The following is a 12,868-nucleotide window of genomic DNA, read 5'->3' on the forward strand; positions in this document are numbered from 1 at the left end:
CACGTCCTAAGCCGAGACACCTCGAAGCCTGCGTGTCGCGCGGGGCACGGGGACGATGCCGCCGTCGTCTCTCCTTCCAGCGGCCTGGGCCGCACGAATCTTTGCCGCCAACCCGACCACCGTGGGAGCGGAATAAAACTCGCGCAAGGGCACCTCCACCTGATACAGCTCCTGCACGCGATTGAGGAGTTGAAGGGCACTGAGGGATTCGCCGCCAAGCTCGAAAAAATCCCGTTGCCGTTCCACCTGCCCTGTGCCCAAGACTTGTCGCCACAAGCCTGCGAGTTGCGTCTCCAGGCCCTCGCATCCCTCCGTCTCTCCCATGGCCTGCGGTCGCAGGGCGGCGGACGAGGGCATCGCCTGCCCAACCGAGGCGATCACGGCCGGCAAGTCGCGTATCGACTGCACCACCTGCGCAAGCTCCAGCCCTTCGAACAGGCGGCGGACCACCTCGCGTGACTCTGCCTCCGTCATGCCGTCCAATTCAGCCTCATCGGCACCTAGAGTCCTCAGGACGGCTTCGGCCTTCACGGCCATCCCGACATGGCGCCACCGGTCGAAATTCACCGAGAGCATCCTCCGCCCTTCCTTGCGTCCCGCCTGCGCCAGGGCATCGAGGTAGGCATTTGCCGCGCAGTACGCACTTTGGCCGACCCCTCCGACCACGGCGGTCAAGGAGGAACAGAACAGGAAGAGGTCCAGAGGCTCCTTCCGAAACAACTCGTCGAGGACCGCGGCACCCAGCATCTTCGCGCGGAATTCGTCCCAGACAGCCTGGGCCGTCTTCAGCGCCAGGAGGCCGCCTCCCGCCACGCCGGCCGCGTGGACCACGGCATGGATGCCACCGAATCGTCGGCGAGCCTCGTTGAGCACAGTCTCCATCTGTGCGCGGTCCGCCACATCGGCCCGGCACAGCAACACTTCGCTGCCGAACCGTTCCAGCTCGGCCACCGCCTTCTGTTGTTCAGCCGTGGGCTGCGACCGCCCCACCAAGACCAGGCGAGCCTGTCTGCTTCGCGCGACGTAATCCGCCACGCGCAGGCCGACCCCGCCCAATCCGCCGGTGATCAGGCAGACGCCTCGCTCGCACAAGACCGATTGATTCTCGTTTCCAGTTCCCACTCGCAAGGACTCGAAGGTCCGTACCCACCGATGCCCTCCCCGATAGGCCACCACTCCCTCACCAGCAATCGTGTTCGCTTCAGCCACCAGCCGCTCGCCCCATCGATCGGCGAAGGGCGGCTCGAATGCCGTCCGGTCCAAATCGAGCAGACGGCAGGAGAGGCCCGGATATTCCTGCGGCATGACCAGCGCCATGCCCAGGAGCGTCGCCCGTTCAGGACAGACCCGCTCGTCGCCGGCCACGTCATGGAGGCCTTGGGTGAGCACAAGCAGAGAAGGCCGCGTCGCCCGCGGTTCTCCGAAAACTTGTGCCAGCAACACCAAGTGGAGAAATCCGCGTACCTGGGCCGCCTCGATGCGCGCCTCCGAAGATCCGTCGGCCCACTCCCCATCGAGCGTCCAGGCCTGGACGATCCGGCGCGGATTGATGCCTCGCTCCGCCAAATCCCGCCGCAACGAGTCGTGATCCTCGCGTGAATCCGGACGCACTCCGTAACTGCCATCCGTTTGACGGACAAATTCGGTTGCCGGACGCGCGATCGTGACCGACCGCACCAGCGGCGTCAGTTGCGCAAACAACAGGGTTTCGCGCTGCACATCATCGACAAACAGTACCCAGTGGCCGTCATCCTGCGCCCCGCCCTTCGTCACAAGCGCCGACCGTCTCCAGGACGGTTGATAGAACCACTGCGAGGGGTCGGAGCGGCGATCGGGGGCGGGAACGGCCTCCTTGTCCGGCCGCGGTTCCAGCCAATAACGCTGCCGCTCGAACGGATAGGTGGGCAAGGGCACGCGCCTGCCGGGACGTGCTCCCTGGAGAGCACTCCAGTCCACCGGCACGCCTGCGCCCCACAACGATCCCAACGTCATCAACAGACCGGCCGACTCCTCCTGCTCCCGCCCGCCGATCGAGGCCAGGACGGGAACGGTGCCTGCGGCGGGCTGCCGTTGAGCCAAGGTTTGGAGCGTCCGGCCGGGCCCCACTTCCAGGAGTACCGGCGGTTGCCCTTCCAGCAAGGTCCGCAATCCATCGGAAAACCGGACGGTGCCGCGAAGGTGGCGGACCCAGTAGGCAGGATCGGTTGCTTCGTCCGGCCTGATCCAGGTTCCCGTCAGGTTGGAGATCCAGGGGATCCGCGCGTCACGAAAACGGATGCTCGACAGAAACGACGAGAAGCGCGCAAGCATCGGCTCCATCATGGCGGAGTGGAAGGCATGGGAGGTCGCAAGCCGGCGCACCTTGATCCCGCCGGCGGCCAGGTCGTCCTCGAAGGCATTGAGCAGTGCGTCGGGACCGGACACCACGCATTGCGTCGGCGCATTGACCGCGGCCAAATCCAGCCCCTCACCGAGCAGCGGCCGGACCTCCGCTTCCGTCAGCGGAACGGCAACCATCCCTCCGGAAGGGAGGTCCTGCATGAGCCGACCGCGCAGGGCGACGATCGCGAGTGCCTCCTCCAGCGAGAACAGCCCCGAGAGGCAGGCGGCGACATACTCCCCGATACTGTGGCCGATCATGGCGACGGGGGAGAGGCCCCAGGCCATCCAGATCCGTGCAAGGGCATATTCCAACACGAACAGCGCTGGTTGGGTCATCGCCGTGCGATGGATCAGTTCCGCATCACCGGGCGAGGTGGGGAACAGGACCTGTCGAATGTCCCGCCCGAGCTGCCGAGCCAGGAGGGTCGCGCAGTCATCCACCTGTTGCCGGAACGTGCGTTCCTGTTCATACAGCGCCCGTCCCATGTGCGGATATTGCGAGCCCTGTCCGGAAAACATGAAGGCCACCTGGCGGGCTTCGCCGACCGGTCCGGCAGAACCGGAGAGGAGGAGCGGGCTCTGGAGTCCCTGCCGTACCTCGTCGATCGTGCTCGCGACCACCCACCGCCGATAGGCGAACGCTCGACGTCCCTGCTGCAGCGTGTAGGCCACATCGTCCAGATCGGATTCCGGCGCCTCGGCCACGTACTCGGCCAAGCGAGCGGCGGCACGGTCCACCGCCTCCTTCGATCGAGCCGACAGGGTGAACAGACGCCAGCGTCGCCCCTCGGATGCCTGGCGACGGGACTGCGCCGGCGCCTCTTCCAGCACGACGTGAGCGTTGGTGCCGCCGAGGCCGAACGAACTCACGCCGGCCCGCCGCGGGAAGGAACCTCCCACCCACGACCTCAAGGTTGTATTCACATAAAACGGCGTCGTCGAAAATTGGATGGCAGGATTGGGGGCCGTAAAATGCAGGCTGGCGGGAATTTGCCGATGGACCAGGGCGAGCACCGTCTTGATCAGACCGGCGATGCCGGCCGCGGCATCGAGATGGCCGATGTTGGTCTTCACCGAGCCGATCGCACAGAAGCCCGTTCTGGCGGTCGACTCCCGAAAGGCCGCGGTGAGGGCCACTACTTCGATGGGATCGCCCATCGGCGTGCCGGTCCCATGGGCCTCGACATAGGAGATTGAGTCCGCCTCCACCCCCGCCGCCACGTGGGCTGCCTTGATCACCTGTGCCTGGCCTTCGACGCCGGGCGCCGTGTACCCGACCTTGGAGGCTCCGTCGTTGTTGATCGCAGACCCCTTGATGACCGCCAGGATGTAATCGCCGTCGGCCAAGGCCTCCTGCAGCCGCTTGAGCAGCACGAGCCCCACTCCGCTGCCGCCGACCGTACCTTCCGCCTTGGCGTCGAAGGTTCGACAGTGACCGTCCGGCGAGACGATGCCTCCTTCCTGGTAGAGGTAACCGACCGTTTGCGGCACGGTCACGGACACACCGCCCGCCAAGGCCATGTCGCATTCGCCGCTGAGCAGGGCCTGACAGGCCAGATGGACCGCCACCAGCGAGGTGGAACAGGCCGTCTGCACCGCCAGGCTCGGACCCCGCAAATTCAATTTGTACGAGACCCGCGTCGCGAGCGAGTCCTTCTCCACCCCCAACATGGCCGCCATCTCGGCGGGTGATTGGAGCAGGACCCGACGCGGAAACAGATGATAGAGATACCCGCTGGTGCTCGATCCGGCATAGACTCCGATCGACCCTTCGTACCGGAAGGGGTCGTACCCGGCGCTCTCCAGGGTTTCCCACGCACACTCCAAGAGGAGGCGTTGTTGGGGGTCCGTGATTTCCGCTTCCTTCGGCGTCATGCCGAAAAAGGGCGCATCGAACAGGTCCACGCCATCCAGCACGGCGCGCGCCCTGACATAGTTCGGGCGTTCGGCGATCTGCCGGTCGACACCGGCCTCCGACAGTTGCCTGGCGGTAAGTTCCGAAACCGACTCGATTCCCGCCGCGAGGTTGCGCCAAAAGGCGGCGACATCGGAGGCGCCGGGAAACCGGCCGGCCATGCCGACGATGGCGATCTCCAGCCCATCACGCGGTTCGGCTGAATCGAGGTCCGGGTCTGAACGGTTCATTCGCTCCTCGATGCCATTTGTTTCGCGCGACGCTGTGTCATCCGTCGCACGCCCGCATCGCGGGAGTCTTTCAACCGACCGATCCCCGTCCCCTCACCCCCGGCCTCTTGAGGCCCGGCGATCGCGGCAGCCAAGGTCTGGACCGTGGGATATCGAAACAACTCCACCATCGACAGTTCGCGGCCGGCGAGCGCTCGGACTCTGGTCAGGACCGTCGGCAACAACAGGGAATGGCCGCCCAAGTCGAAGAAGTTGTCGTGGAGGCCGACGCTGCGCACGCCCAGCACCTCTTCCCAGATGGCCGCCACCGCCCGTTCGCAATCGTTGTGCGGGGCCGGGCCTCGGACGGGATCGGGCGTCGAACACGCCATGGCCTGCAGCGCCTTTCGATCCACCTTGCCGCGCGATGTCACCGGCCAGGCGTCGACGAAGACCCACTGGTTGGGCACCATGTACTCGGGGACCAGCTCGGAGAGAAACGTACGCAGGGCTTGGCCGGTGAGGCCTTGCGGCTGGTGGGGAATGACGTAGCCCACCAGTCGGGCCTCCTGCGCCCGCCCCTGCTGCATCAGACGCAACCGCAGCAATCGGCGATGGGATTCGCTGAGTCGTTGCACCCGCTGCATCACGTCCGTCATGTCACTTCACCGCCTTGACGACGGCCATCGAGTCGGCCCACCAGTAGTGACAGTCGTCCGGCGGCAGCAGCGACCGAACCACGCTCAGCGTGAAGGACCCGAAGTGCTTGAGCAGGAACCGTTGGTGCCGCCGGCTGAAGGAATCGATCTCGTTGGTGTAGTAGGTGAACACGCCGCCCGGGCGCAGCAGCTTGGCGGCGACCGGAATGAAGCCCTCGGCGAAATTGATGCTGTTGATTACCGCCTCCTCGAACTCCGCCTCGCTGGCGGGGTACGTATCGAAGAAGACTCCGTCGAAGGGGCCGATCTCATCGACCACGTCCTGCCAGCGTCCCTGCACGAGGCGGATGTCGCGCCCCTGGTAACGTCGGGCCCACTCATCGAAGGCGCGCATGACCTCGCGGTTGCACTCGATGATGGTGTGGGACCGGGGCCGGCCCGCTTGAATGGAGGTGGCTGAGATCCCCATGCCGAACCCTACCTCCAGCACGTCGCCCTGTCGTTCGGTGACGATGTCGGCCATCGCCTTCATCAGGGGCGCTTCCCAATCCTGCATGACCTGCTGGCCCTCGATGATCAGTTCCGACGGCCGATACTCCGCCTGACTGTCTACCCAGGTATTGGCGATATCCGTCCGATCCGACCCAGAGACGAATCGCTTGGACACCTCGTCGAGGGCAAGGAGGTCGTCGGAGAACTCGTCCAGCGCTCGCCGCAGCAGCCAGTTGCGCTGGTTGGCGCGCGGCGGCGTCAGAAACTCGTCTTTGTTGATCTTGAGGAACACTTCGAACTCCGGCTTGCGTTGAATCACCGTCTTCCTCCGTTGCTCGGCATCCGACTCCAGGTCATAGAGCCACTGCGCTTCCTGAACCGATAGGGCTTCGATGTCCCGCACCATCCGCTCCTGCTCCTCCCCGCCCAGCCCGGCCAGAAGCGCAGGCCAATCGCCGGAAGCGTCGGATCTCAGAAACACCCGCACATCCTTCACCTGCGGATGGGCACGAAGGTGGCATTCGATTTCGCGGAGTTCCACGCGGAATCCCCGGATCTTGACCTGCTCGTCTCTCCGCCCGAGAAATTCGACATTGCCGTCGGATCGGCGGCGGGCGAGATCCCCGGTCCGATAGAGGCACGCCCCGCGGTCGGAGCTGAAGGGATGCGGGACGAACTGTTCGGCGGTCAGTGCCGGCTGCCGGTGATACCCGCGCGCCAACCCCGCACCGCCGATGTAGAGATCGCCGGGAACACCGACCGGCACCGGCTGCAAATGCGGATCGAGGACGTACAGTTCGACATTCGCGATCGGCCGACCGATCGGAACGGTGCGCAAGGCGGTCGGTTCCACCGACGCACTCGGGCGATAGATGCTCGCGGTAATCGTAGCCTCGGTCGGGCCGTAGGCATTGCACCAGGCGCAAGGACCGGCCATCCGTTGCCAGCGACGCAGATCGTCGGGCTGGGCCTTCTCGCTTCCCACGATCACCAGGCGCAAGGAGGGAGGGAGCGGCGATGTCGTCCGCTCGAGTTCCTCCGCCCAACCCGCCCAGTAGGGCGTCGGCAAATTCACGACCGTCACATTTCGTTCCCGCAGGAAGGCCAAGAAATCACCGTAGGCGGGAACCGGCTCATCGGAGCGCAGCACCAACGTGCCGCCGGCCAGCCAAGTCGGGAAACATTCTTCCGCCGCCACATCGAAACTCACGGACGCAAACTGCAGCACACGGTCCGAGGGAGCGAGGCCGTAGGCCTCCGCCGTCGCAAGGCCATGGTTCGCCAAGGCGCGATGGGGAATGCCGATGCCCTTCGGCCGTCCGGTGGTTCCGGAGGTGTAGAGCAGGTAGGCCAAGCTGTCTGGATGGGGACCGCTCTCAAGATCATGGTCGGGCAAGACGGCGGCCGCCGCCCACTCGTCATCCAACGCGAAGGCCGGAGGGGCTTGCGGGGGGAGGGTTCCGATGTGTCTGCGCTGGGTCAACAACAGGCGCGGTTGCGCATCCCTGAGGATGGCGGCGCGGTGCTCCAAGGGATAGGACGGGTCCATGGGTACGTAGGTCGCCCCCGCCTTGAGGCATCCCAATAGCCCGACGGCCATCTCCAACGAACGGTCCACGCAGAGTCCCACCGGCACATCCGGTCCGACGCCTTGCAGCCGCAGATACCGTGCGAGTTGGTTGGCCATCCGATTGAGCGAATCATAGGTGACGGCGGTGCGAGTCCCTTCCAGCGCGACTGCGTCCGGCACCCGTTTCACCCGCGCTTCGATCAGGCGATGGAGACAGGATTCCTGCGGCGGGGCTGTCCGCGGGCCTCGACCGTCGGCGAGCGCCGACGCCTGTTCGGCGATCGAGAGCATCGGCCAGCCGCTCAGGCGCGCATCGGGGGCCGTGACGATTCGACGCACCAGCTCCTGCAGATGCCCGGCCATCCGCGCGATGGTATCGTCGGCGAAGAGGTCCGTGCTGTATTCGACCACGGCGTCTAGACTTTCGTCCGATTTCCGCACCAGTTCCAGCGTCAGGTCGAACGCCGAGGTTTGGGTGCTGACGTCCAGGCGGGAGGCTTCGAGGTCTCCCAGCCGACCGGCCTCCGTCGGGTTGTCTTCCAACACCAGCATGACTTGAAAGAGGGGCGTGTGGCCGAGATCCCTTGCCAGCCCCAAGGCATCAACCAGTCGCTCGAAGGGAAGCTCCTGATGCGCCTGCGCCTCCAGGACGGTCCGGCGCACTTGTTCCAGCAATGAGGGAAACGGCGGGTCTCCGGACAGGTCCATACGGAGCGCGACGGTATTGACAAAACAGCCGATCAGGTGGTCCGTCTCACGCCGCCGGCGATTGGCGACCGGGGTCCCGATGCAGAAATCGGTTTGGCGACTGTAGCGCGACAGCAGAATACCAAGGGCCGCAAGGAGCAACATGAACGGCGTCGCTCGGTAACGGGCCCCCACCTCCTGCAGCCGACCGACTACAGCCGCTGGTATCGTCCACGCGTAACGCGCACCTCGATGCCCTTGAACGGCCGGGCGCGTAAAGTCCCAGGGCAGGGTCAGCAGCGGCGGCACTCCGTCCAGACGGCCCCGCCAATAGTCGAGCTGTCTGTGTTCTTCCGCTCCGCCAGCCTGTTGCCGCTGCCAGGCCGCGACATCGACATATTGCAGCAACAACTTCGGCAACGGTGAATCCCGGTTCTCCTTGAACGCCTCGTAGAGCGCCGCCAGTTCACGCCTGAGCACCTCCATCGAGCGGCCGTCCGCCACGATGTGGTGCAACGTCAGCGAAAGCACATGGTCCTCTTCATCCAACCGGAAGAGACAACAACGGATGGGGGGACCGGTAGCCAAATCGAACGGTCGGCAGGCCTCCGCCCGCACGGCGCGCACAATTTCCTCCTCGCGCTCCGCCTTCGTTCGAGCGGTCGAATGGGCGATCGGCAGCGTGAGGGTGAGCTCCGGTGCGATCACGTGCGTCGGGCGGCCGGCGATCGAGACAAAGGTGGCCCGCAGGACCTCGTGGCGCCGAACGATTTCGTTGAGCGCCCGACACAAGGCGTCCCGATCGAGAGGACCTTTCAGCCGCAAGGCGACGGGAATGTTATTGATCGAGCTTCCCGGCGAGAGTTGATCGAGAAACCAGAACCGCTCCTGCGAGAACGACAGCGGCAGTATCCCGTCGCGCGAGACGAGCTGAATCGGGTCATGGGTTGAGCAGGCAGGAGTCGGCGAACAGGTGGCGACGAAGGTGGTGAAGGCCGCGAGGGTCGAATGTTCGAACAGGGCGTCCAAGGGAACCTCGACACCCCGGACTTCCTGCAGACGGGCGACCATCTGGAGACCTCGCAGGGAATCACCGCCCAGGGCGAAGAAATCGTCCTGCGGACGGACGATGGGTCGGTTCAAGACGTTTGACCAAATTGCGACGAGATCCGCGCCAAGCCGAGCTACATAGTCGACCTCGCCTGCCGAGTTCCCTTCGGCAACAGCAATGTCTCCCGAGTATGTCTCCAAGCACGATGTGCCCACCGTCGCCAAAGCCCGGTCGAGAAATTGTGTCCGGCAGAGCCCGCGCTGCACCTTGCCGCTGGAAGTTTTTGGGAGACTCCCCGCCTTGATCAGGACGACGGCGGCAATCGACAACTCATGTGCCTGGGCCACCGCCTGCCGGATAGTCGCCGCGATCGCCGGAACGTCGAGTCCCTGGGCCCGCGGCTCCACCTCTTGCACCACGACCAGCCGCTCCTCGTCCTCCTCGCTGATCGAGAAGGCCGCGCAGCCTCCCGGCCGGAGCGCCGGATGACTCTCCTCGACCGTCCGTTCGATGTCGTGAGGATAGTGGTTGCGGCCCCTGATGATGATGAGGTCTTTCAACCGGCCGGTGACGAACAACTCCCCCTCGCGGAGCAACCCGAGGTCTCCGGTTCGGAGAAAAGGCCCTTCCCCGCTCTGCGCCAGACAGGCGTGAAAAGTCTCTTCGGATTCCTGCTCCTTTCGCCAGTAGCCCTGGGCCACAGAGGGTCCGCCGACCCAGATCTCGCCGACCTCCCCATCGGGGCACCCGATTCCGGATTCGGGGTGGACGATGCGGATCGTCTGGCCTGCTCGACTCCTGCCGCAGCTCACCAGCAAACGATCCTCTCTGCCGGCCGGTGATGCCGCCCCATACGAGAACGTCCTCGCGCCCTCCCCCTTCGTACCCCCCGTGACTAGAAGCGTCGCCTCCGCCAACCCGTAACAGGGATAAAAGGCGCGGCGGCGGAAGCCGCAGTCCTGGAACCGATCCGAGAAGCGGTCGAGGGTGGCGGCGCGCACAGGCTCCGCGCCGTTGAACGCGACGGCCCAAGCACTCAAGTCCAAGGACGCCCGTTGCGCCTCGGTCACCTGCCGCACACAGAGATCGTAGGAAAAGTTCGGTCCACCACTGGTGGTGGCGCGATACCTCGTAATAGCCGAGAGCCAGCGCGCGGGCTTCTGCAGGAAGTGCACCGGCGACATCAGGATGCAGGAGGCGCCGAGATAGAGCGGCTGCAAGACGTTTCCGATCAATCCCATGTCGTGATACAAGGGCAGCCACCCAACGATGACATCCTCCGCCGTATGGCCGAAAGACTCCTGAATCAGACGCTGGTTGTGCAGGAGGTTGGCATGCGTGACCATGACGCCTTTGGGATTTCCCGTCGAGCCGGAGGTGTATTGGAGAAACGCCAAGCTGTCGGCGGTCAGCTGCGGTTCAACCCAATCGCGTTCGGCGCCAGGCTCGACAAGGTCGCTATCGATCCATCGAAGAGCCGCGAGGTCGTCGTACGTTTCCCCTTTGGTGATGATGCGCTCGAGTGCCTGCGTGATTGCGCTCGTCGACAGGGCATAGGCAGCCTGCGCATCCGCGAGGATCGCTCGCACGCGCGGCAGGCCCCGTTGTCGTTGCGGTGGGTAGGCCGGCACCGCCACCACCCCGGCGTAGAGACAACCAAAAAACGCGGCCAGGTAGTCCAGACCAGGCGGATACAGCAATAGGGCACGCCGGCCCTCCGCCCCGGCGGCTTGCAGGACGGCGGCGACCGCTCTGGCCTGCCGGTCCAATTCGCCATAGGTCCAACTCTGCTCGTCCTGTTCTCCGTCGCGCAGGTACGTATAGGCCCGTTTGGACGGCGTATCCGCCGCGCGCCTGCGCAGCACGTCGAGCAATGTGTGGTACGTACAGGAATGAGACCGTGTCACGACTTCACCGAACCTTCCCGACCACGTCACGTTTAAGGTCTATCCTCTAAGACGCACGTCACGACCAAACTTGCATGTCTACTTTCCTGATGCCTCTGTCGCACCTCGACACAGAACGACTTGATGGACGCCGTCACCTGTGATAGCGTCCGTGACAAGGATTCCTGCCCATGTTCAACCGATCACACGTTCCTTCTCTCGTCCACATAGTCCTGCGTGCCTGGGCCATCGCGTGGCTCCTGCTCATGCCGCTCTTCCACGTCCACCCGGAGATGGAGGCCCATCACGGCGAATCGGGCCATATCCACGGGGGCACGATTCACACGATTTTTTCGGGAGACTTGGAGGGGGAGTACGACGGCCACACACACGACACACTCCTGTCACCGTTGCCCCTACTCGAGCATGTTTGGGACGAACATCCGGAAGTCGGCTTCTCGCTACTGAACGATTCCACCGATCGAAAACAACTCAAACTTCCCTCGGCGACGCCGCTCACGCTTGTCGGAGAAATCCTGCCGTTGCCCGAGCCGGTAGGCTGGGCTGCGCGTGAGGCCTTACCACCTCCACCGACCGTCCCGTCAGCCCGCGAGTATCCGCCCCGCGCTCCACCGGCCTCCTCCCTCTGACAGCCAGTCCATTAGTCCGTCGCCAGTCACCGCGAACGCGTGGGCGTTGAACTGTGCCCGCCGGTGTCCTTCTACCTATGTCGCGGAGGAGGTTCGTCATGATGACTTACGGTTCTGTCACATGGTGCGTCGTGTCACTCTGCTTGTGGCTGGTGCTCGACGCCGGTCCGCTCCTGGCGGACGACTCGGTCCGCCGCATCTATACCTTGCAAGACATTCTGACCCTCGCCGAACGGCACAGTCCGACACTCGCCGGCGCCGAAGGCTTGGTCAAACAGAGCCGCGGCCAACAGATCGCCGCGGGCGCCTACCTCAATCCCTCCATCACCGGGAGCGCCGGACGCGGAGCCATCCGCGACCCGAGCACGGGCGTTCGTGTCACCGAACGAACCCTCCTCGTTGAACAACCGATCGAATGGGCAGGCAAACGGTCGGCACGACAGGAGGCCGCCGATGCCGGAGTCGCCGGAGCCGGCGCCGCGTTGGACGAGGCGAAGGTGTCGTTGTCGGCCGATGTGAAGGTAGCTTTCTATCAACTGCTCTATCAGCAGCGTGATGCCGAACTTGCCCGCCAACACGTGGCCGCCGTAGAGGAGATGCAGCGGACGGTCCAGGCACGGGTCGCAGCGGGCGAAGCCACCTCCTTCGACAGGCTGAAGGCGGGCGTCGAACTTCAAAAGGCCCAGAAAGACCTGGCACGGGCGCAGCACGCGTTGCTCGCCGCCGGGGCGCGCCTGAATGCGCTCGCTGCCGGCACGTTGGGGAAGGGCTTTTCCATTCAAGGGGAATTTCGATCCTTGTCGCAGGCGCTGGACCCGGATCCCCTGACGGCCCTCGCGATCGAGCAACATCCCGCCATTCGCCGTTTGGCCAAACTCGCGGAGCAGGCCGATCACAGCCTGCGCTTCGAGCGGGAGGCGCGGGTCCCGAACATCACGCTCCTCGGCAGTTACCACCGGGAGGCCGGCGACGAATCCTTGGTCGCCGGGATCAGCGTGCCCCTGCCGCTCTGGTATCGGCGGCAAGGCGAAATCCAGACGGCGTTGGGCGCCAAACATCGTGCGGATGCCGAACGGCTGCGGGTCCGCCATGAGTTGGAGGCGGCCATCACCCAACATGTCCAGGAGGTGTTGACCGCGCACGAACAATTACAAGTCTTCGACAACGGTCTGCTGAAGCAAGCCGAGCAAACCGTGGCGTTGGCGAAGATGTCGTTCCGTCATGGAGCGGCCACGCTGTTGGATCTGCTCGATGCGCAGCGGGTCTACCGGCAAACCCTGCTCGAATACGCCCAGGCGCAGAGCGAACTGTCGATCGCGCTCACTCGGCTGGAGCGCTCACTGGGCGCTCCGCTGTGAGCGAGGTAT

5 protein-coding genes are annotated in these 12,868 nt (G+C 64.8%); 2 read left to right on the forward strand and 3 right to left on the reverse strand.

The annotated features are described in order from the left end of the window. Window positions 1-6: 6 nt before the first annotated feature. From HRU82_03230 to HRU82_03240, 3 genes are read right to left on the reverse strand one after another with little or no spacing between them, the layout of a single operon-like run. Complete coding sequence (locus HRU82_03230) at window positions 7-4,527, reverse strand: SDR family NAD(P)-dependent oxidoreductase (GenBank protein ID QOJ34019.1); 4,521 nt, start codon at window positions 4,525-4,527, stop codon at window positions 7-9. Further along, window positions 4,524-5,165, reverse strand: a complete 642-nt coding sequence (locus HRU82_03235) for a hypothetical protein (protein QOJ34020.1) — start codon at window positions 5,163-5,165, stop codon at window positions 4,524-4,526. The genes HRU82_03230 and HRU82_03235 overlap by 4 nt, the downstream gene beginning before the upstream one ends. A gap of 1 nt (window position 5,166) precedes the next feature. After that, a complete protein-coding gene (locus tag HRU82_03240) occupies window positions 5,167-10,872 on the reverse strand; it encodes an amino acid adenylation domain-containing protein (protein QOJ34021.1) in 5,706 nt (1,901 codons plus the stop codon). 170 nt (window positions 10,873-11,042) lie between these two features. Here HRU82_03240 and HRU82_03245 point away from each other — a divergent pair, with 170 nt between their 5' ends. Together HRU82_03245 and HRU82_03250 are read left to right on the forward strand one after the other, a co-directional pair. Beyond that, entirely contained in the window at window positions 11,043-11,501 is a 459-nt protein-coding gene (locus HRU82_03245) for a hypothetical protein (protein QOJ34022.1), read from the forward strand. A gap of 98 nt (window positions 11,502-11,599) precedes the next feature. Further along, window positions 11,600-12,859 carry a TolC family protein gene (locus tag HRU82_03250; protein QOJ34023.1) on the forward strand — a complete coding sequence of 420 codons (1,260 nt, stop codon included), beginning with the start codon at window positions 11,600-11,602 and terminating at the stop codon, window positions 12,857-12,859. Window positions 12,860-12,868: the final 9 nt, after the last annotated feature.

Source organism: Nitrospira sp. (assembly GCA_015709715.1).
Classification (GTDB): Bacteria; Nitrospirota; Nitrospiria; order Nitrospirales; family Nitrospiraceae; genus Nitrospira_A.